This is a genomic window from Paenibacillus sp. FSL R7-0204 (assembly GCF_038002225.1).
GTDB lineage: Bacteria > Bacillota > Bacilli > Paenibacillales > Paenibacillaceae > Paenibacillus_AQ.
Window position 1 is genome coordinate 330753 of sequence record NZ_JBBOCA010000001.1, and the last position, 19809, is coordinate 350561.

Sequence of the window (19809 nt, forward strand, 5' to 3'; positions counted from 1 at the left end):
CGATTAGGAGGTGGGGCGGTTTATGCTTGCCCATTACAGGAATTGTCAAAATGATGAAGATTATGCGCAGTTTACTTTATATTTTATCCGAAACCGAAAAGATTTTAACCGCCAATTCTCACTTGCGGATGCACTTGTACATGTGTTGGAATTCATCCCCAACTCCCACATTATATTAATAACGGACAAGATGGGGGCAATGATAGGTTGGGGGCATTATCGCTATCTCAATACTGAGAATGAATTTGATCCCAAAGGTGAAATTGTTTTTGTTAATTCTGTCATTGTCCACCCCCCCTATCGCAGCAGTCGCGTATTTATTCAGGGGTTCCGCTATTTGGTACAACAAATTGTCGCAGAGAATTGTGGCGTTAACTATCTACAATTTTGCGCTCAGATCGACAACATTTATCTAAATCGACTGTACGCGAAGTTTTCCCGCGTTATTGGGCAAAGAGAAGGCTACCATGGAATTGAAAATGTCTATTCCTCGGATTTCGGACAGCTACTTCAGTATCTGAAGCTCAGTTGAGGTATTTCCCTATCGGGCAGGTTTGTCCTGATCCGGATGCTTATGTCGACTGCTTTTCGAAAGATGCACTTGTTCTCGATGAAGGTAAAGAATGGGCAGGCAAAGCTGCTATAAAACAATGGAGTGCCGAATATCATTTTGGAGCTAACATAACACTTGAACCCATACAGAATAAACAGCAAGGGGAAGAAAACGTAGTAGTTTTCAAGGTTGATGGGGATTTCGACAAAACCGGCCTCCCGGACCCTCTCTATTTGGATTTTTATTTTCAGATTCGCAACGATAAGATTAAGCAGCTTGCGATCCGGCTGTCTAAAGGATTGGAATAAGTAGACAAAGGCTAATCAGATAAGGAACGTGAGGAACCCAAAGATGATACTAAATCATGTGTTATTGAAGCTGAAGGACCGGAGACCGGAGCATATCGAGCAAGCTCAAACCGTTCTACTAGGCTTGAGAGGGAAAATAAACGTTCTTCTCGATGTTCAGGCTGAAGCTAATGTTCGCCCTGGTCTTTCAGCATACGATTTGATCCTGATCACCAAGTTTGCTTCCTTAGAAGACATGGATGAATACCTTATCCACCCGGCTCATCAGGAAGTCGCCAGGTGGATGGGTACGGTTCTGGAAACACAGGCGTCTGTCTGCTGCTCAATCTAATAGAAGTTAGCTACCAATGCCTCTTCAGTCACATAACTGCGAAATATTAACAGCGCCATGTTCTTCATTAGTGAAGAGTATGGTGCTGTTTTCATTTACGTAAGGTCTTAAAAGGGTTTCATGGTTATCGATCACAGTGATTTAGAATGTTCACAGATTGTATTATTACCTGCGGTGATCCCCTCTCTTTTAAGATGGTTATCGCCAGCATCACACATTTCTTTTAATAGTGGAAGGAATGTCCGGCCATAGTCTGATATTGAGTATTCCACTCTAATGGGAACCTCGTCTGCATATACCGCGCGATGCACTAATCCATCCTGCTGCATTTGCTTTAATTGTTCGTTTAAAACTTTATGTGAGACGCCTTCACAAATCTTGAGTAAGTCTTTTGTACGCTTTTGCTCATATCCTAATTGATACAGAATAATGCTTTTCCATTTACCACTAATGATATTTTGTACCACATCAAATCCTGTATTTATTGTATTCATGAGATCCTCCTTACTTTGAAGTAACCTAGTGACTATAAAGTGCAGTATTTTCAATTGTATACGCTCCAGATAATATGATTATAACAAATCTAAGATATGGGAGGCGTTAAAATGAGTCTGCAAGATATTATTCTAAAAAGGAAATCAGTCAGACATTATGATCCTAACTATACGATTGAAAGAAAGGAAATACTTGATTCGATTGAACTGGCTGCCAAATCACCCAATGGAAATAACATTCAGAGTACACGTTATTTACTCATCGAAGATAAGGAGTTGCGCGCCAAAGTTAAACCAATTGCATATAACCAGGAGCAGGTTGAAACCTCCAGCTATTTGATTTTGATCTTGGGGGATTATCGTGCTTTTCATAATGAGAATATCCATGCTATTCAAGACAAGGCTTTGGAGAAAGGTTATTTCACCCAAGAGACTAAAACGTATTTAACCAATGCAGCCATTGGTTATTATCGAAACATGTCTAATCAAGATTATTTAAAAGAGCTGGTCCGCGATGGCAGTCTGGCTGCAATGGCCTTAGTCCTTATTTTGAACGAAAAAGGTTACCAGACCATCACGATGTCAGGTTATGATAAAGCTGCTCTTTTCGAAGAGCTCAATATTCCCCAGCACTATGAAGACATTATGTTATTAAGTGTGGGCAGAGGGATTCAAGAGGGTCATTCCACTGTAAGACATGATATTGAGGATATAACGTTTATAGATAGGGTACCTTCGTTGCTACTTGGCAATGATGGGAACCCATAATTCCTGCTCTATTTTGTCTCCTGGAGCCAAATAAGTTTGCAGGAATATGCTATGTATTTTGAAACGATATTAGTTGAGCCATAGAGGTGAACGTTATGAGTTTTGGAGAAAAAGATGCAGTACCCTTTGAATTCCTTGAGTTGGTTGGAGATGACGAGGCTTCATTGATTTGGGTGAATACAGCGAAGACTTATTTTATTCAGAGTGAAAGTGGATTAAATAAGTATTTGAAAATTCAGGAAATCGGTAAAGCTGAATCTTTAGAAAGACAAGCCCAAAGGTTATTGTGGTTATACAATAAGTTACCTGTTCCGGAGGTTATTGATTTCGGTGTGATCGGGAATTATGAGTTTTTATTAACACTTGAATTGCCAGGTGTTGAAGCTTCCAACAAGCAATATTCTTCAAATACAGAAGAAATGATCTCTTTATTGGCACGAGGTCTTCGGAGAATTCATGAAGTTTCAATTGAAGATTGTCCTTTTGATCATTCATTTGAACAGCTTATGAGCACTATTCAGTACAAGTTGAGTAGAGGGATTAAGTTTGATTCAACGGAGCTGCACAGAAGATTTGGTGAGGACAATGTTGAAAAGTTGCTGATTGAAGTCAACAATTATTCCCGGGAACTCAAAGAAGATTTAGTATTCACACACGGTGACTACAGCCTGCCAAACATCATCATTGCTGATGATTCTATAAGTGGATTTATTGATCTGGGGAATTGCGGGATTGCGGACCGTTATTACGATTTGGCAGTAGCTGAGAAGAGCATTATCAGAAACTTCGGCGAGCAATGGGTCAAGTTATTTTTTTCATCCTATGGTGTATCAGAGATTGATTATGAAAAAATAAGATTCTACCAAGTTGTAGAGCATTTGGTTTGGGCCTGATATGAACACAAGGAGGATACTGGGATGAGGATGCCAAGCGACAGCGAGCTGACATTGCTATTCGAAGGAGATGGGCGACAGCTTCAACAATTTGCTTTTGCGAACAGCGTCATTGTAGATTGGGGAGAGGAGGACGAGGAGATCGTCCGCTTGTTCGGTAAACAGCTTCCCGATGAAACGGTCGAGGTGACGCCTACGGACAAAGGACTGGATGTTACCTACAATGGACAAATGCATTCAATTGCGCTTACCTTTACCGGAAATGATCGCTATATCACGATTCGCGGCTTTCAGGAGCTGATCCGGGACAAATACGAAATCCGGCTTTTTGAGGCCTCATATTTTTCGGATACGCACGAATTTTTGATTTTACCGAAGCAGAAGTGGGAGGAACTGGATGACCGTTATCCGGTGCGGGTTAGGGAGATATTCCGTATCATCGATGATGAGTTGGATTTTCCGTAACTGTGCAAGTGGTTAACCAAGCTTCAGCAAGAATTCGAACAGGCTAATGCATTTCTTACACTACAAGGAAACATAGTGATTAGTGTAGCCTTCTTTGAACAATCTGAAGGTTTTGAAATCACGGAAGAACAAGCGGAGTTACTGGGAGATCTGCATTTTAGAAAGATTGATCTTTCTGACGAAATCTTCGTGATTGATGTAAATGGCTACATTGGCAACAGCACAAGAAATGAGATTGAGTATGCTGGAAAAACGGGTAAGGCCATCCGCTACTACTCTGATGGAGAGATTCCGCAAATTCTAAAACGCTACTGACATTACTCTGCCAGTAGCGTTGTTTAGTTGAACCCTCTCTCTTTTTCTTAACCAACATGCGCCACAGCCCGTACCTCTACCCACTGTTCCGGGAATGCCAGGTAAGTCACCCCGATCATGCTCCCCGCCGGCCGATGCTCTCCGACATACTTTTTGAACAGTCCGATCGCGGTTTCCCCGTGCTCCTGCGCATTCGTCAGATACAGCTCCACGTAAGCCAGATTATCCTTGGTCGCTCCGAACTCTTGTAACACGGTATCCAAATTCTTCAGCGTCTGTGTCATCTGTGCCTGAATATCGCCTGCTCCAACGAAGCTGCCCTCCGTATCATGGGAGAACTGTCCCGAGATATACAGCGTGTTGTCGACAAGGTACCCCTGCGAAATCCCGTGATCCCAGAGGGTATGGTTGTACGTTCGAATGGTTGTCATTGCTTTAGCCCCTTTACTTCAAAGTAAAGCTATTATAGACTGAGCAAAAATAAAGGGATAGTACGCACAAAGAAGTGGGCTACTATCCGAAAGGATAGCGTGAACATGGGCATTTCAGATTTGAAGGGCAAAGAGACGGTGATCCAAGACACACCATTCGGTTATACGATGTCGGTGATCGGCGGGAAGTGGAAGATGGCGATTCTGTATCTGCTGTCCGCCAAACCCTCGATTCGATTCAATGAAATGCAGAGACAGCTCGGAGCGGTGACTTACAAGGTTCTCAGCGCGCAGCTTAAGGAATTGGAGGCTGACGGGCTGGTGAAGCGCGTGGAGTATCCGCAGATTCCGCCCAAAGTGGAGTATTCGCTGACACCGAAAGGGCAGACCCTTCTACCTGTGTTGGAGCAGCTGTGCGAGTGGGGAGCACAGAACCGGTGAGGTTCATACATTCACATTAGCGCCAAAAGGTAATTTCCTCGCTACCCAGGCGCACGGACTCATGGCCCTCATCTTTGGCCTTGCCGATGGATAAGATCATGACCGGAACATACCTGTGGTCGTCCAGATCAAAGGCGCTAACGATCTGATCACGTTCAAAGCCTGCCATCGGATTGGTGTCATACCCATGAGCACGGGCTACCAGCATCAGTTGCATCGCGAATAAACTTGCATCAATTTTGGCAATTTCGATCTTTAATTCTCTAGGTATTTGCGGATACATGCTCAGAATTTGCGCAACCTGCTTGTCGCGTATGTCTTTGGGCATTTTTCCTTGCTCCACAGCAGTATCATAGATTTTCTCTACATATAAATCGCTCTGCGTATCTCCCAAAATGATGAGCATCGCCGCAGATGTATCATTTTGCCGCGTATTGAACTGGACCAGAGGCCGAAGCTTGTCTTTCCCTTCAGGGGAGTGAACCACGATTATACGCCATGGCTGCATATTCGCAGAAGAGGGCGCAAGGCTTGCTTCTTGAATCATAGCGTGCAGCTCTTCCTCCGAAATTTTGACGTCCTCATCGTACTGTCGTATGGAACGGCGGCCGGTTAGAATGTTGACAAAATCATTATTTTGAATAGATTCCAGCATAAATGCACTCCTTCTGATGTAACCCATTATTTTGACAGTAGTGCTGCCCCGGGTTATCATATTTTTATTTTGAACTATGAACCTTGGTTTATAGCAAATATAAATGAATGATTGATTTAGAAGGAGCAGAATATGAGAGCGAATGAAGTTTCCAGGCTGACGGAATTACCCATATCCACCTTGCGATTCTATGAACGTAAACAGTTGATTCCCGAACAGTTTATTTCGAGGGATGAAAATAATTACCGCGTATACGATGAAGGAGTGGTCACCTATTTGCAGGATGTGAGAATGCTACTTACTTTAGGTTTAACGATCCAGGACTTAGTTTTACTTATCAATGAGAGCTCGTATATTAAGAAGGAAGCATTGGTAAAGGAGAAAATCAAAGAAATCCAGGAGTTAGAAGCCAAGTTGAATGCATCCCAAAAGTTTTTGGGTGATGTGCTGGAGGGCAGAGCGCATTTTCAGACCGGATGTAAATCGCAGTAATGGTGCTTATATAAACTTTAACGGCTCTGTGAATTTCATAGATTACGTCACCACAACAACGTCCGAATGTAGCGTCAGGCTACAAAGAGAGGTATGAAGCCCTTAAGATTGACTTTGGACCGGAGATAGCCGAAGATCAGGCGCTTATTTTGTATTAGCAGTATGCCCGATAAAAGCATAGTAAAAAGAGCCGCCACTTTTATGTTAGTGAAGGCTCTATGCTACGTAGTGAGATAAAAAATAAGTTTTAATGAGTCCTTTCAAGACGACGGCCATTGATAAACCAACTTGGCACCAAAACAAGAATTGTGAGAATACATTCAATCCCAAAAACCGTTTGCAAACCGGCAACAATACTGTGCGTTCTATCTTGAATCGCAGCGGGATCAGGTGAATGGTGAAGATAACGATTGGCTCTGGATGACATGATGCCGACGAACAAAGCGATGCCAATTCCCCCGGCAATCTGTTGGAGCGTATTGTAGATGGCTGTGCCGTGGGGGACCAGGTGACGCGGAAGCTGATTCATTCCTGCTGTCTGAGCCGGCATGACGACAAACGATATGCCTAAGAATAATAGGACATGATCGAACAGAACGGAGCCTCGGGTTGTATCGCTATCGATACCGGCAAACAGCCACAGTGATAGGGCGATCATGAGCAGTCCGGGCATTATGACGAATCTCGGCCCGAATTTATCGAACAATTTTCCCGTTACAGGCATCAGTATTGCGTTCAAAATACAGCCTGGCATCAGAAGTAACCCTGTCCCGAAGGCCGTTAACTGCATCACATCCTGCATATAGATCGGCAGCAATGTCGTGGTGGCGAATAAAACCATCATGAGCACCACTATCAATACAGCTACCAAAGAAAAAGCGGGATACCGGAATACGGAAAGATCAATCAAAGGCTCTTTAATTTTGAGTTGCCGCCAAATAAGTAAGAGCAAGAAGAGCCCGCCTATAGCAATCAAACTGTAACTCCCAGGACTAGCCCCGACACCGGTCTGGCTAAAACCGTAGGTGATAAAACCAAACCCGATGGTTGACATCACAATGGATAGAAGATCGACCCGTGGTTTTGTTATTTCTGTAACATTCTTTAAATTTATGAATGCATAAATAATTGAAAACAACACGACAGGAATCACCATGTAGAACAGCCACCGCCAGTCCAAGGTATCGATAACCAAACCTGACAAAGCCGGTCCGATGACTGGGGCGACCATGATGACAAGCCCCATGAGACCCATGGCAGCCCCCCTGCGTTCTGGAGGATAGAGGGCAAGAATTGTATTCATCATCAGCGGAATCAATAATCCTGTCCCGCAAGCCTGAACAACCCTGCCTATCAGCAAGACTTCGAATCCAGGGGAGACTGCACACAAGCAGGTACCTGCTAAAAATAACGCCATTGCGGACATAAACATCCGGCGAGTCGTGAACCATTGCTGCAGCAATGCGGTCACCGGCACCAGTATGCCGATCATCAGCATATAACCGGTAGATAACCATTGTATGGTTGAAGCGGTAACGTTGAACTCACGCATTAATCCGGGAAAAGTATTAGTAAGTAAATTTTCGTTAAGGAACGCAATAAACGCACCGATGAGCAGGGCGGCTAGCATCGCCCCACTCTTCATTCTGCTTGTCTCTTGAACCTGTTCGTTCATCTTCCACCTCCAGAGAATATTCATTACCAAATCTTCACCTGTCTGATTGTGCAGATTATCCTACACCATCACCTTCTAATAAGGAGTAGAAATTATCGCGGTCTTCATCATCAAATTTGCCAAGCGCCTGTACCCTGACAAATTGATGTCCGCCATACATATCGATCTCCTCACCATTACTATTGTAGAGCGCGATCATATGACCATCCCGATTCCGCTCTATATACCCGTAACAAGCTGCCTCGGGCTCTTCCCCGAAAAAGAGTGAAAATCTGATTTTGTCCACACTATTCATACAGATCTCCCTTCCGAATTTCTCATTGATCTGAAGACTATTTTACGTGACACCGTTTCAAATGGAAAAAGCGATATCACTCTGCATACTCGGGAATCCATTCCTATTTTAATAACATAAGGGGGTCTCCCTCGCTATGCCGCTCATTCTCAAATTATTTCTTGACGGGACGCGATTAGGGGAGTATTATACTGTGCCGGTTCATCAATCAGAGTAAATCCGCTATCGCGAAAAGCTATGACCAATCATGCTTTTTACATATAACCTGCATTCTTTGCCCTCATGCTATACTCAGTACACTAAAAAGTTGTAAGGAGATGTAGCGATGATACCCTTTCGCAATGATCATGTAGGCAGCTTCCTGCGTCCTGCGAACTTAAGCCAGGCGCGTGAACAATATAAAGCAGGCAACATCACATATGAAGCCTTAAAAGCGGTGGAAGATCAAGAGATTATCCGGATTATTGAGAAGCAGAAGGACAATGGCGTATTCGCAGTGACGGATGGGGAATTCCGCAGAAGCTGGTGGCATTTTGACTTTCTGGGCGGCCTAGACGGCGTAGAGCTGTATGAGGAGATCGACGGGCCCAAGTTCCATAATATGCAGACCCGTAAGGGTGGCATTCGTGTGGTGGGTAAAGTAGATTTCTCCAGCCATCCCTTTATCGGGCATTTTGAGTTTTTGCTAAAGCATGCAGGTGACGCCGTAGCGAAGCAAACCATTCCAAGTCCCAACATGCTGATCTACCGGCTGGAGCCTGGGGCTAATAGTTATAACGACCGGGAGCATTTCCTTCAAGATACGATTGCGGCGTACCAAAAAGCCATTCAAGCGTTCTATGATGCCGGATGCCGGTACCTGCAACTGGATGATACAGCATGGGCAGACCTTTTCTCAGAAGCGGGTCACGATAAGCTGCGGGCAAAGGGTCTGGAACCGGCGGAAGAGCTCAAGATCATGCAGCGCATGATTAACGAAACCTTGGCTCATAAACCGGTAGACTTAGTTGTGACGATGCACATTTGCCGGGGGAACTATAAATCCAACTACTTCTCAACCGGCGGCTATGATTACGCTTCTGAGGTCATTTTTGGCGGCTTAGACGTAGATGGCCTATTCCTGGAATTTGATGATGAGCGTTCAGGCAGCTTCGAGCCCTTGAAATATGTGAACCGGCCGGATTTGAAAATCGTGCTGGGTCTGCTCACATCCAAAACAGGCGAACTAGAAGATAAAGAGCATATTAAAGCCCGGATTGCCGAAGCAGCAACCTATGTGCCCCTTGAGCAGCTGTGCTTGAGCCCGCAATGCGGATTCTCCTCTACAGAGGAAGGCAATATTCTTACGGAAGAACAACAGTGGCGCAAGCTTCGTTATGTGAAGGAAATTGCCGAAGAAGTGTGGAAGTCAGACCAAGAGACCGTTGTTGTGGAGGCCTTCATTAATGGTCAGAATGTACCCTCCCTTTCGCAGTCAGCCAAAGAGAATCCGGCGAAACCGGCTGAAATCGTAGGCTATTTCCCTGTCACTACGAAGGAACAAGCGGTGGAAGCGATTGAAGCGGCGGCAGAAGCTTTTAAAATATGGAAGAAGACCTCGATTGATGAACGTATTACCCGGATGCGTAAGGCAATAGAGAAGATTAGAGCAGCGGAGAATGAAATTGTCCATCTGCTGTCCAGAGAGCATGGCAAGCCCCTATATGATGCCCATGGTGAGATTTATGTCTCGTTAATGTGGATGGAGTTCGCTTGTAATGAAGCTGCATCCGTTCTACAGGAAGAGGTCCAGGAGCATGATCAAGGTAAAACCATCCTGTCCTATGATCCAATGGGTGTGGTGGCAGCGATCAGTCCATGGAATTATCCGATTGCGTTATCTACGATTAAAATTGCTCCTGCCTTACTTGCGGGCAATACGATTGTGCTCAAACCGAGTCCGTTTGCGCCACTGGCGGCGGCGAAGGTGGCAGAGCTGATCGCAGGTGAGTTCCCGGCGGGTGTCATCAATGTCGTTCATGGGGATGCGGATGTGGGCGTTGAGCTGACGAGTAATCCTCTTGTCTCCAAAATCGCCTTCACAGGCGGAACCGCAACAGCCAAGCACATCATCAAAGCGGCTTCGGAAACGATTAAGGATATGACGCTGGAGCTGGGCGGCAATGATGCGGCGATCTTCCTGGATAGCTTTGATGTTCAAGATGAGCGGGCCATGCGCCGGATTGTTATTTCTAACTTCCTGACGACAGGCCAGATTTGTATGATTGCCAAGCGTGTATACGTACACCGTTCTATCTATGATGCTTTTGTTGAAAAATATATCGAGGCGGCTAACCGCTGGATTCGCATCGGTGATCCCTTTGATGCCAATACGACAGTAGGTCCGGTGAATAACCTGAAGCAGAAGAATTACGTGCAGGGTCTGATTGAGGGTGCACGCCAGCGCGGAGCTAAGGTCATTCCGCTCGGCCAAATTCTGGATCAGCAGCGGTTTGAACAAGGGTATTACCTGCAGCCTACGCTTGTTCTGGACTGCGATTACCATGATCCTATTGTGGTGGAGGAGCAGTTCGGTCCTACCGTTCCGATTCTGCCCTTTGACGATGTGGAGCAGGTGATTCATCTGCACAATGAGAGCATCTATGGATTGACGAGCTCGGTGTGGGGGCAAGAAGAGGAGGCCATCTTGGTCGCACGTCAGCTCGAAGCGGGAACGACCATGATCAACACGGCTGCTGTGCAGGGGCTCGATGTCCGGTTCCCGTTCGGCGGCTTCAAGCAGTCCGGTATCGGCCGTGAATACGGCGCAGAGGGCATCCGTACGTATACAGAGCTGCATGTGATCAATGTTCCGAAGACACTGGATCTTCCTTATATCCCAGAGTAAACCGGCAGTTTTTTGGAGAAACATGATATCATTAAGGAGCGGGACTGCTCAAAGTACGGGTTTAAGGAGATAAAATCATGAAGAAAAAGAAGATTGCTTGTTTACACGCCCACTATTCAAATATCCAGTATATTCAAAACGCTCTTACCTCTGATGAGTTGGAATTGGTTCATTTTGTGGATCCTGGTTTGATGAGTAGAATTACATCAGATAAAAATTTCGATGAAGGACAAGCCAAAAATAAAGTCATCGAACAAATAGAATGGATATCACAAGCAAATGTTGAGGCTATTCTTATCACATGTACTAATTATATTGCTCTTCTTGAAGAAAACCGGCTACATACATCTATTCCTATAATAAAAATCGATGAGCCTTTCTTTAGTTCGGTCTGCAGTATTACAGAACCACAAGTTCTATTATTCACTAATCCAGCAACCGTCGCAGGGACAATGAGCAGGCTTAATGAATTTGCTTCTATCCAGGATAAGCCAATTCATATTGAGGCACGTGTCATAGAGAATACATTTGAGCTAATCATGCAAGGTAAAAATGAGCAATACGTTGAAGAATTATCAAAGTACATAAAGGGGATACTTGCATCAGAAAAAAACAAGAAAATTTCTGTTGCACAATTATCTATGGTGGAATCAGCCGTTAAAGTTGAGCAAGAGTTAAATGTAAAAATCGGGAATCCGTTGGATTCACTGATAATACATTTCGAGAGCTTGTTGCTCAACTAACGGGCAATGTGAACATTAGGCAGACAACAATAAACCGACCAAAATCCTTAGTGGACTTTGATCGGTTTATTCCGTATTTTTCCGAAGAAAAATCGAACGAAATATTCTTTATTCCCCAATATATAGTGTAAGACCGAAGGGAGGGGTGATGAATGGAGCATCCAAAAGAATATTCTCAGCTCATTACGCTTACGCTAGCCGGCAGTCGTGAAGCATTTAGTGAGCTATATGAAGCCACGATTAGGGATGTATATCAAACCGTTCATTTCCTCGTTCGCGAAACATCTGAGGTGGATGATATCGTTCAGGAGATTTATATTCAAATGCGCAGATCTCTTGACCATTTTGACATCAGTCGTCCCTTTAGACCCTGGCTTATGGGAATAGCAGTGCGACAAATTCATGCCTACCGGAGAAAGAGATGGACGCATCTCCGAGTTCTCAAAAAGGCAGAGCAGGTCAATTTGGTGGTGGAGCCTGAATTCACAAGTAAGATTGTCGACAAGATCTCTAACCACTCCTTGCTTGCTAGCGTAGATAGTCTTCCGTATAAGCTGAAGCAGGTGATTATTCTGCATTATTTAAATGAATTATCGCAGGAAGAAAGTGCCGTAATCCTCGGGATTCCTCTAGGTACCGTGAAATCCCGTATTCATGCTGCACTGCGCAAGCTTCGTCAGAAGCCAGAGAATCAGACTCTTTTTAAGGGAAAGGTGGAGGATCTGCATGAATTTCAATGAAAAGCTGCGAACAGTTCTGCAGGAAGAGGCCAGAAATTTAAATGCCCCACCGGAACTGAAGGAGAGAATACTAAATCAGACCGTAACCGGACAAGGGGGAAGACGAATGAAAAAGAAGTGGATCGTAGCAGGCGTTTTGGCAGCTACTTTATTAATTCCTACTGGAGCGTTTGCCGGATATCATTATCTGGCGGATAGCATATATGGTTCGAAAGAAGCAGCTGCTACGATTGGCCTAAGCCAGCAGAAATATGAGGAGTTAGAGGCTAAGCTGCAGAGGTTGAAGCATAATTTTAGCGAGGAAGAAGCTGCCACGGTTATGTCCTTATTGAAGGAATTAGGCGATTACAATCTACTGGCAGCAGATTCAAAGGGGAGTTTTCACATAGAACGGCTTAATGCAGAAGATCAGAAGGCTTACAAGAAATTACTGGTGGAGCTTGAACCGTATTTCAAGAAAATGAACGAAACGGATAAATCCAAGGCAAAGGCATCTGGTACAGATCGTGGCGCTTTCTGGGATAGCTTGCTTGAGAAGGCTGAACAAAGACTCGCTAAACAGGACTATAGGGAGCTTGAACCCATAATAAATGAGTTGAAAAGCTATGATGCCAAGGTAACTGATCCAGACGGAAGTGTTCATATGGATCGCTTGTCGACAGAAGAAATACAAAAGCAAGAGAAGTTATTGGAGGCGCTCACCCCTTATGCTAATAAGCTGGACCTAATGGTTAAAAAAAGCTCTTAAACCTTACTCTCTCAGTATGACTTGAAAACCAGTCATTATGATTCAAAACTCGCAGAAGCTTTATTTACCAGCAAACTGACCATACAGCAGGGGAGGTCGGAATGGTGCATAAATGGGCTTTTGCGAGTTTTTTGTGCTACAAAATTTCTTAGCAAAAAACTACATGAAGCCGATAGATAAAGAAGAAGAAATGAGTAGGAGAGGGATACTCTTGGCTAATTTTTCATGGAATCACCAAATGAAAATGAAGTACATCTTTTTATTCCTGGGGTTACTATTAGTTGTTCTATCGGGCTCACGCTTATTATGGATGGAGTTGTTTGGCGGTTTACAACAGGATTCGATAAAAAACGGGGAACTCCATTTGCGTAATTGGAATGCAGAAGACGGGCAGATTGTTTTGCTTGACGGGGAATGGGAATTGTATTCCTCACATTGGTTCAAGGATGGCAAAAAGCAGCAGGGCTTGGCCTTGAGTGAGCCAAGGATGATTCAAGTTCCAGGGGGATGGAATCAAGCTGTGCATCCCGGGACCTCTACTCCATATGGATTCGGCTCGTACCGCTTACGAATATATGTGAATCCGCAGCAGTATCTCAACTATAGTATTCGTGTGCCAAGTATACGCACTTCGTCGGAAGTATACGTAAACGGCCGGTTACTGGCTAAATCCGGGCGGGTAGCGGATTCGGAAGAAGCCTCTATCGCTAAGAATCTTCCGTATTCTACGACCTTTAGGGCCGACAAAGATGGTGTAATCGAATTGGTAATTCAAGCGTCCAATTATGTGGATAGCCGGAGCGGTGGCATTGTCCGGTCTATTAAATTCGGGACAGAAGAAGCAATTACCCAGGAGATGAAACTTTCGGTATCTATGCAGGTTCTGACAACGGTTATCTTTCTGATCCATTCTGCCTATGCGTTTATATTATTTGTATTGGGTAACAAGCAGACAAAGTTGCTGTATTTCTCTTTGCTGACATTCTCTTTCACACTAAGCGGTGCGTTAAGCAGTGATGAGAAGCTGTTCCATCAAATCATTTATATCGGCAACGTATGGGATTTCCGGCTATCCAATGTAGCTTTTTTAGTTGGAGCCTATGCATTATTGGAGTGTACGAATCATCGCGAACTAGCTCTTTGGCACAGAATATATCCTGTATTTAGGGCACTGATCTTGGGGACCGCAGGGATTACGCTATTGTTGGATACCTATCAGTTAACCAGCATCTTCCCTGTGTATAATCTGCTAGGCGGTACTGCTGGAGTCGTTGCAACGATTGCGATCTGTAGAACAGTGGTCAAGGATATGAGAGGGAATCTGTTATTGTTGTTCTCCATCCTTGCGTTGATCCATCATGTGATCTGGATGCTCTTCTGGCGGGAGGGCGGTTATAGTCTTCTCTATTATCCGTTTGATTTGATTATTTCAATGGGGTGTTTGGCCTCAGTATGGTTTAGGAATTATTTTAAAATGTACGAAAACACGAATGAGCTTGCAACAACCCTGCAAAGAATGAATGACCATAAGGATCAATTCCTGGCGAATGCTTCACATGAGTTCAAAAATCCGCTGCACAGCATGCTCAACCTATCACAATCTGTTATGAAACGGGAACAGCATGTAATGCAGGCGAGAAGCATCAAAGAGCTTGAAACTGTTTCTTCTGTAGGGCACCGGCTAACCTTGATATTAAACGATTTGATTGATGTGATGAGCCTGCGGGAAGGCAATCCCCGTATCAGCAAAAAGGTTATACCGATCCAGCCGATCGTGACGGGAGTACTTGATATGCTGCAATTGAATGCAGAGGTGAAATCTATACAAATTACAAATCAAATTCCTGAAGATTTTCCTCTGGTCCATGCAGATGAGAACCGGATTATTCAGATCCTCTTCAATTTACTTCATAATGCTGTGAAATACACAAATGATGGAGTTATTTTGATTTCGGCTTATGTAAACGACGGGAGGGCTTATGTCGTTGTTACTGATACCGGAATTGGAATGGATGAGGACATGCTCAAATGCCTATTCCACCCATACGAGCAAGCCAACACAACGGAGACCATGGTTGAAGGCGGCTTCGGGTTAGGGCTGAGTATAAGCAAACAACTGGCGGAGCTTCATGGGGGCACATTGGATGTAACCTCCATTAAAGGAGAAGGTTCGCAATTCAGCTTCTCTTTACAACTGGCAGGCTTGGAAGCGGAGGCGGAGAGTGCGCCGGCGAACTCTTTTGAACCGTTACCCATATCTGCTGTAGAAATTCAAGAACCTGTTCCAATGAACATGGGCAACGCAAATCCCCTGAGTGACGAGACACCGGCAACGTTCTTCAAGATGGATTCCGACCGTCCGGTTCTATTAATTATTGATGATGATCCTGTTAACCTTCAAGTGCTTGAAGCCATACTGCCACCAGACGAATATGATACAACCATGGTAACCAGTGCCAGACAGGCGTTGGCTATTCTGGGTACGAAGGAATGGGATGTGGTAATCTCTGATATCATGATGCCGATGATGTCCGGATATGAACTGACACGAAGGATTCGTGAGCGATTCACCTTCACAGAGCTTCCGGTTCTGCTTCTTACTGCAAGAAGCCAGCCACAGGATATACACAGCGGTTTCCTGGCGGGAGCAAACGATTATGTGACGAAGCCGGTAGAGGCCATAGAACTTAAATTGCGGATACAGGCGCTAACGACGATCAAACAATCCATTCGGGAACAGCTGCGATTAGAAACTGTATGGCTGCAAGCCCAAATTAAGCCTCATTTCTTGTTTAATGCTTTGAATGCTATATCAGCATTAACGGATATTAATCTGGAGAAAATGCGTGATTTGCTTGATGAATTCACTAATTATCTGCGAAACAAATTTAAATTCCAGAACATTGCAAGTCTTGTTCCGGTTGCAGAAGAGCTGAGTTTAGTGCGTTCTTATTTATATATTGAACAAGTACGGTTTGAAGAGAGGCTGCAGGTGATTTGGGAGATTGATGATCACAGGTGCATCAAAGTCCCGTTTCTTACGATTCAGCCTCTCGTTGAGAATGCAATTAAACATGGAATCATGAAGCGCAAGCGTGGAGGCAGCATTGTCATACGTATTTCCTGCGTGGAGACCCGGGCAGAGATCACAATTAAAGATGATGGGGTCGGAATGGATGAGGTTCAATTGCAGCGATTATTGGAAAGGCATAAAGGAAGTGATTCCGGCATCGGATTAATCAATACGGATCAGCGATTGAAGCGGCATTTCGGAACAGGCCTTCATATCACAAGCTCGCTGGATGCAGGGACAACGGTAACTTTTCACGTTCCGCTCAGCAGTAATGAATAACAATGATGAGATCGGACGGAAGGATGAAGTGGAAACGGTACCGTCCTTTTAAAGGACGGTACCGTTTCCACTTGTACAGTTTAGTTTCGTACGCAGCGTTAATGTTATCCACGCGATCCAGACCTCGGCTTCTCCAACCGGCTACGTTCACGCATAGCGTTGATTTGCCTCGCATGTCTTTCGTCCCGGCGGCCTTGTCTCGTTCGGAGTTGGCTCAGCATAACGAGCAGGCCCAGGGTGCCGAGTACATAAGAGACGATGGGATTCACTTCATTCCACAGGTTGACACCGGCCAGAAGTAATACTGCGCCAATGATGGTGGCAATTAACCGCTGTGTATTTTTATTCTGCGTCTCGATTAATTTTTGCTCGAGGGAGCTCGCCAGCTTGACCCTTAAGCCTCCGCTATCCATTTTATCGATTGCAGACATGAACTTCTTGGTCGTTGGAAGGATGTCTTTGAGCATATTCTTGCCATCCTCTACAACTTTGGAGATGACACTTCCCCGCAGATCCCTCCGCACCACCTGTTCCACATAAGGCTTAACCGTCCCGACCAGATCAAGGTCCGGGTCCAGTCCGGTACAGAGTCCGTACACGGTGCCTATGGCTTTGCCCAGGAATGTGGTATTGGCAGGTAATTGAAAAGGCTGAGAGTAGAGGAAATTGCGTAATTCCTCCACATTGTCGCCTGACGTCACAAAACTCAGGTCAAATGTATCGCCGTTGATTTGTTCGAATAATAACGTAAGGTTCCTGGAGAAGACCTCCAGATCAACATTCCGTCTTAAAAATCTTAACCGGTTCAGGGCATCGATGGCGCCGTGTGCGTCCTTCAAGTATACGGCCAGCAGGAGGGCGACCATCTGGGTCTTCATATCTCCGGGAATTCGCCCAACCATGCCAAAATCGATCAGGGCGATGGTGCCGTCAGGCTGCACGAGCACATTGCCAGGGTGGGGGTCTGCGTGAAACAAGCCATTCAATAAAATCTGTTCCACGAACATTTCGATCAGCGATGTTGCCAGTTGGGTCCGGTCTACCCCCCAAGCCTCGAGCTTGGCGAAATCATTGATTTTGACACCGTCCATAAACTCCATGGTCAGCACCTGCGATGTAGTACAGGACCAATGGATGTGCGGAATCACGACATCCTTCCGGTGGGCTAGCTGCTGCTTGAACTCTTCGGCATTACGCCCTTCTTGCTGATAGTCGAGCTCTTCCATAATGGTGTCATGAAACTCATCGTACACGGCATCAAGATCCATGAAGTCTGTAATCATCTTCTGGCGCTTCAATAACGAAATAGCGACCTGAATGGATTTCCAATCAATCGCGATAATGTCCTCCACCCCGGGCCGCATCACCTTCACGGCGACTTGCTCACCTGTCCGTAAGGTGGCCCGGTGGACCTGTCCAAAGGATGCTGCTGCAATAGGAGTCTCGTTGAACTCAGCATACATCTTGCTGATGGATACCCCGAGTTCACGCTCTACCTTCTGCTGGATCTCGGAGAAATCTACGAATTCTACAGAATCCTGCAGCTTGGACAATTCTTCAATAACTTCCTTCGGCAGCATATCTACCTGCGCACTCACATGCTGCCCAAGCTTGATAATTAACCCGCCCATATCCATGGCGGTTGTCGTGAAATACGCTGCCTGCTTGCGGTATAAGGCTTTGGTTCTCGCTGCAAAGCGCCGCCGTGACATCAAGTACTTCAGCTTGCCCAGCCACCAGAAATCCCAGGCGAACTTGAAAATCATCCGCATGGTTCTTCGGAACCGTACATCCTTCATTAATTTAAGGAATTCGCTCATTCTTGCTCACCTACCAGAGGTCCATTATGCTGCATCCCAAATCTCTCCTTCTAATCATCCATGTGCCTAATTGTATGATATTTCATACCAGACAGATATACAATTAAAGGCTTGGGCGGCTGGCTGCTGATGACTCAGGTTCGTCCCTGAATGCCCGGCGGCCGAGCAAGCCGACCACCAAAGCCAGCGATGTCAGAACCGCCGCCAGCAGATACAGGTTGACGATCCCGAACCGTTCGGCCAGTCCTGCCATGACCAGCAGCGAGATGCAGAACACCAGATGCAGCAGCGAGGCTTGCGCCGACAGCACCTTGGGCAGCATCTGCTTACTGGTGCTGCGCTGGATGAGGGTGCGCCGGTTAATCACCGACAGCTCCGCGAACGGTCCCATCAGCAGGACAAGGACCAGTGCTATATACGGCTGGGTATTCAGAGCATACACCATGGTGAGCAGGCCATAGCCCGCCATACCGATGAGCATCGCCCCCAGATAACGGTTGCCGATGAGACGCACTGCCGACAGGACCAGCAGCCCGCCGCCGACCGTTCCTGCGAAATAGGCTGCGTTAATGAAGCCCCACCATTCTTCGCCTTGCTTCAGCGCCACCTGGACGAAGGCCAGTGTGAACGCGCCGACCCAGACCGAGCCACCAAGCATGTCGATGATGTCCATGAAGGTCAGCATCCGCAGGCGGGGCATACGCCAGATGACTTGCCAGCCTTCGGTCAAGGTCTTCCATTTCGAAGAAGAAGGTTCCGGTTCCGAGTCTGCCTTCTGTCCCTGCATCTGAGCCATTGCTTCTGCTGGCTCTCTCACTCCAAGCGTAAATGCGGCTGCTAGCCCGTAGATGGCCGCTGTCAGCAGCAGCGCCGGGCTGGGCCCAAGGAATGCGACCAATAGGCCGCTCAGTCCCCAGCCCGCAAACTGCACGACCTGATCACTGACGCTGATCAGACCGTTGGCTTGAAGCAGCCCCTCCTCCCGCGTTACGAGCCGCGGCACCAGTGCATTACGGGCTGGAACGCTCCAGCCGTCCAGGAAGGACATGACGAAGACCAGGGCAAAGACCAGTGTGAGTGAAGCCGCCGTACTGTTAAGCTGGAGGTACAGAGCCAGCACCACAAACAGCAGGAACTGGCCTGTCTGGGAGATCAGCAGCAGTGAGGGCAGCTTGAACCGGTTGATAAGCAGCGGGGCGATGAAGCCGCTCACCATCTGGGCGGCGCTGCGCATCAGCGGCATCAGCGCCGCCGAGACAAGCGAATCCGTCCGGTCCAGCACCAGCACCGTCAGCGCCATAATATACAGGACATCGGCGGCATTCGCCGCCGTCTGAGTTGTCCAGAGATAATAGAAGGAACGTGTTAATAACCGTGGTTTCAAGAAATTCCGGGCCTCCATT

21 protein-coding genes and 1 pseudogene are annotated in these 19809 nt (G+C 46.0%); 15 read left to right on the forward strand and 7 right to left on the reverse strand.

Annotated elements, in window-relative coordinates:
- Nucleotides 1-22 precede the first annotated feature (22 nt).
- From MKX42_RS01555 to MKX42_RS01565, 3 genes are read left to right on the forward strand one after another with little or no spacing between them, the layout of a single operon-like run.
- On the forward strand, nucleotides 23-532 hold the full coding sequence (locus MKX42_RS01555; RefSeq protein WP_340750665.1) for a GNAT family N-acetyltransferase: 510 nt from the start codon (nucleotides 23-25) through the stop codon (nucleotides 530-532).
- The gene (locus MKX42_RS01560) at nucleotides 529-861 is read left to right on the forward strand and encodes a nuclear transport factor 2 family protein (protein ID WP_340750667.1); all 333 of its coding nucleotides are present in this window, start codon (nucleotides 529-531) and stop codon (nucleotides 859-861) included. Before MKX42_RS01555 ends, MKX42_RS01560 begins: the two co-directional genes overlap by 4 nt.
- Nucleotides 862-904: 43 nt before the next feature.
- Nucleotides 905-1192: a Dabb family protein gene (locus MKX42_RS01565; RefSeq protein ID WP_340750669.1), complete on the forward strand. Its 288-nt coding sequence runs from the start codon at nucleotides 905-907 to the stop codon at nucleotides 1190-1192.
- 131 nt (nucleotides 1193-1323) lie between these two features.
- On the opposite strand, the gene MKX42_RS01570 is transcribed toward MKX42_RS01565, so the two are convergent.
- Nucleotides 1324-1686: a winged helix-turn-helix transcriptional regulator gene (locus MKX42_RS01570; protein WP_339252514.1), complete on the reverse strand. Its 363-nt coding sequence runs from the start codon at nucleotides 1684-1686 to the stop codon at nucleotides 1324-1326.
- A gap of 111 nt (nucleotides 1687-1797) precedes the next feature.
- Between MKX42_RS01570 and MKX42_RS01575 the strand changes: the two genes are divergently transcribed.
- The 4 genes from MKX42_RS01575 to MKX42_RS01590 all read left to right on the forward strand — a co-directional run bounded on the left by MKX42_RS01575 (nucleotide 1798) and on the right by MKX42_RS01590 (nucleotide 4127).
- Nucleotides 1798-2454 (forward strand): nitroreductase family protein, encoded by a 657-nt coding sequence (locus tag MKX42_RS01575; RefSeq protein WP_340750671.1) that lies wholly within the window; start codon nucleotides 1798-1800, stop codon nucleotides 2452-2454.
- Between the two features lie 95 nt (nucleotides 2455-2549).
- A complete protein-coding gene (locus MKX42_RS01580; RefSeq protein ID WP_340750673.1) occupies nucleotides 2550-3347 on the forward strand; it encodes an APH(3') family aminoglycoside O-phosphotransferase in 798 nt (265 codons plus the stop codon).
- Nucleotides 3348-3371: 24 nt separating this feature from the next.
- Nucleotides 3372-3812 carry a hypothetical protein gene (locus tag MKX42_RS01585; RefSeq protein ID WP_340750675.1) on the forward strand — a complete coding sequence of 147 codons (441 nt, stop codon included), beginning with the start codon at nucleotides 3372-3374 and terminating at the stop codon, nucleotides 3810-3812.
- Nucleotides 3813-4127: a hypothetical protein gene (locus tag MKX42_RS01590; RefSeq protein WP_340757593.1), complete on the forward strand. Its 315-nt coding sequence runs from the start codon at nucleotides 3813-3815 to the stop codon at nucleotides 4125-4127. It begins immediately after the preceding gene.
- A gap of 47 nt (nucleotides 4128-4174) precedes the next feature.
- Here MKX42_RS01590 and MKX42_RS01595 read toward each other — a convergent pair whose 3' ends face one another.
- Complete coding sequence (locus tag MKX42_RS01595; protein WP_340750677.1) at nucleotides 4175-4558, reverse strand: RidA family protein; 384 nt, start codon at nucleotides 4556-4558, stop codon at nucleotides 4175-4177.
- A gap of 105 nt (nucleotides 4559-4663) precedes the next feature.
- Between MKX42_RS01595 and MKX42_RS01600 the strand changes: the two genes are divergently transcribed.
- Entirely contained in the window at nucleotides 4664-4999 is a 336-nt protein-coding gene (locus MKX42_RS01600) for a winged helix-turn-helix transcriptional regulator (protein ID WP_076085712.1), read from the forward strand.
- A gap of 16 nt (nucleotides 5000-5015) precedes the next feature.
- Here MKX42_RS01600 and MKX42_RS01605 read toward each other — a convergent pair whose 3' ends face one another.
- Nucleotides 5016-5654: a nitroreductase family protein gene (locus MKX42_RS01605; RefSeq protein WP_340750679.1), complete on the reverse strand. Its 639-nt coding sequence runs from the start codon at nucleotides 5652-5654 to the stop codon at nucleotides 5016-5018.
- A gap of 132 nt (nucleotides 5655-5786) precedes the next feature.
- Here MKX42_RS01605 and MKX42_RS01610 point away from each other — a divergent pair, with 132 nt between their 5' ends.
- Nucleotides 5787-6146, forward strand: coding sequence for a helix-turn-helix domain-containing protein (locus MKX42_RS01610; RefSeq protein WP_340750681.1), 360 nt, complete (start codon nucleotides 5787-5789; stop codon nucleotides 6144-6146).
- A 247-nt stretch (nucleotides 6147-6393) separates the two neighbouring features.
- Here the strand turns inward: MKX42_RS01610 and MKX42_RS01615 are convergent, their stop codons facing one another.
- Nucleotides 6394-7821: an MDR family MFS transporter gene (locus tag MKX42_RS01615; RefSeq protein WP_340750682.1), complete on the reverse strand. Its 1428-nt coding sequence runs from the start codon at nucleotides 7819-7821 to the stop codon at nucleotides 6394-6396.
- 55 nt (nucleotides 7822-7876) lie between these two features.
- Nucleotides 7877-8116: a hypothetical protein gene (locus MKX42_RS01620; RefSeq protein ID WP_076085696.1), complete on the reverse strand. Its 240-nt coding sequence runs from the start codon at nucleotides 8114-8116 to the stop codon at nucleotides 7877-7879.
- A 325-nt stretch (nucleotides 8117-8441) separates the two neighbouring features.
- Between MKX42_RS01620 and MKX42_RS01625 the strand changes: the two are divergent.
- From MKX42_RS01625 to MKX42_RS01650, 6 genes and pseudogenes are all read left to right on the forward strand, one after another.
- Nucleotides 8442-9524 (forward strand): annotated as a pseudogene (locus MKX42_RS01625) (5-methyltetrahydropteroyltriglutamate--homocysteine S-methyltransferase); the annotation flags it as partial.
- Nucleotides 9516-11003, forward strand: coding sequence for an aldehyde dehydrogenase family protein (locus tag MKX42_RS01630; RefSeq protein ID WP_340757594.1), 1488 nt, complete (start codon nucleotides 9516-9518; stop codon nucleotides 11001-11003). The pseudogene MKX42_RS01625 and the gene MKX42_RS01630, both read left to right, overlap by 9 nt.
- Before the next feature lie 74 nt (nucleotides 11004-11077).
- Nucleotides 11078-11746 carry a hypothetical protein gene (locus tag MKX42_RS01635; RefSeq protein ID WP_155991243.1) on the forward strand — a complete coding sequence of 223 codons (669 nt, stop codon included), beginning with the start codon at nucleotides 11078-11080 and terminating at the stop codon, nucleotides 11744-11746.
- A gap of 152 nt (nucleotides 11747-11898) precedes the next feature.
- On the forward strand, nucleotides 11899-12486 hold the full coding sequence (locus MKX42_RS01640) for a sigma-70 family RNA polymerase sigma factor (RefSeq protein WP_340750684.1): 588 nt from the start codon (nucleotides 11899-11901) through the stop codon (nucleotides 12484-12486).
- On the forward strand, nucleotides 12473-13234 hold the full coding sequence (locus MKX42_RS01645) for a DUF3600 domain-containing protein (RefSeq protein WP_340750687.1): 762 nt from the start codon (nucleotides 12473-12475) through the stop codon (nucleotides 13232-13234). Before MKX42_RS01640 ends, MKX42_RS01645 begins: the two co-directional genes overlap by 14 nt.
- A gap of 238 nt (nucleotides 13235-13472) precedes the next feature.
- Nucleotides 13473-16586 carry an ATP-binding response regulator gene (locus MKX42_RS01650; RefSeq protein ID WP_340757595.1) on the forward strand — a complete coding sequence of 1038 codons (3114 nt, stop codon included), beginning with the start codon at nucleotides 13473-13475 and terminating at the stop codon, nucleotides 16584-16586.
- Between the two features lie 104 nt (nucleotides 16587-16690).
- On the opposite strand, the gene MKX42_RS01655 is transcribed toward MKX42_RS01650, so the two are convergent.
- Nucleotides 16691-18406, reverse strand: a complete 1716-nt coding sequence (locus tag MKX42_RS01655) for an ABC1 kinase family protein (protein WP_340750689.1) — start codon at nucleotides 18404-18406, stop codon at nucleotides 16691-16693.
- A gap of 103 nt (nucleotides 18407-18509) precedes the next feature.
- A complete protein-coding gene (locus MKX42_RS01660) occupies nucleotides 18510-19790 on the reverse strand; it encodes an MFS transporter (RefSeq protein ID WP_340750690.1) in 1281 nt (426 codons plus the stop codon).
- Nucleotides 19791-19809 lie beyond the last annotated feature (19 nt).

Coding starts and splice junctions, on each gene's coding strand:
- MKX42_RS01575 (WP_340750671.1), top strand. CDS start 1,798: ATGAGTCTGCAAGATATTATTCTAAAAAGGAAATCAGTCAGACATTAT.
- MKX42_RS01595 (WP_340750677.1), bottom strand. CDS start 4,558: ATGACAACCATTCGAACGTACAACCATACCCTCTGGGATCACGGGATT.
- MKX42_RS01650 (WP_340757595.1), top strand. CDS start 13,473: ATGAAAATGAAGTACATCTTTTTATTCCTGGGGTTACTATTAGTTGTT.
- MKX42_RS01565 (WP_340750669.1), top strand. CDS start 905: ATGATACTAAATCATGTGTTATTGAAGCTGAAGGACCGGAGACCGGAG.
- MKX42_RS01615 (WP_340750682.1), bottom strand. CDS start 7,821: ATGAACGAACAGGTTCAAGAGACAAGCAGAATGAAGAGTGGGGCGATG.
- MKX42_RS01605 (WP_340750679.1), bottom strand. CDS start 5,654: ATGCTGGAATCTATTCAAAATAATGATTTTGTCAACATTCTAACCGGC.
- MKX42_RS01655 (WP_340750689.1), bottom strand. CDS start 18,406: ATGAGCGAATTCCTTAAATTAATGAAGGATGTACGGTTCCGAAGAACC.
- MKX42_RS01600 (WP_076085712.1), top strand. CDS start 4,664: ATGGGCATTTCAGATTTGAAGGGCAAAGAGACGGTGATCCAAGACACA.
- MKX42_RS01645 (WP_340750687.1), top strand. CDS start 12,473: ATGAATTTCAATGAAAAGCTGCGAACAGTTCTGCAGGAAGAGGCCAGA.
- MKX42_RS01640 (WP_340750684.1), top strand. CDS start 11,899: ATGGAGCATCCAAAAGAATATTCTCAGCTCATTACGCTTACGCTAGCC.
- MKX42_RS01610 (WP_340750681.1), top strand. CDS start 5,787: ATGAGAGCGAATGAAGTTTCCAGGCTGACGGAATTACCCATATCCACC.
- MKX42_RS01620 (WP_076085696.1), bottom strand. CDS start 8,116: ATGAATAGTGTGGACAAAATCAGATTTTCACTCTTTTTCGGGGAAGAG.
- MKX42_RS01580 (WP_340750673.1), top strand. CDS start 2,550: ATGAGTTTTGGAGAAAAAGATGCAGTACCCTTTGAATTCCTTGAGTTG.
- MKX42_RS01570 (WP_339252514.1), bottom strand. CDS start 1,686: ATGAATACAATAAATACAGGATTTGATGTGGTACAAAATATCATTAGT.
- MKX42_RS01555 (WP_340750665.1), top strand. CDS start 23: ATGCTTGCCCATTACAGGAATTGTCAAAATGATGAAGATTATGCGCAG.
- MKX42_RS01585 (WP_340750675.1), top strand. CDS start 3,372: ATGAGGATGCCAAGCGACAGCGAGCTGACATTGCTATTCGAAGGAGAT.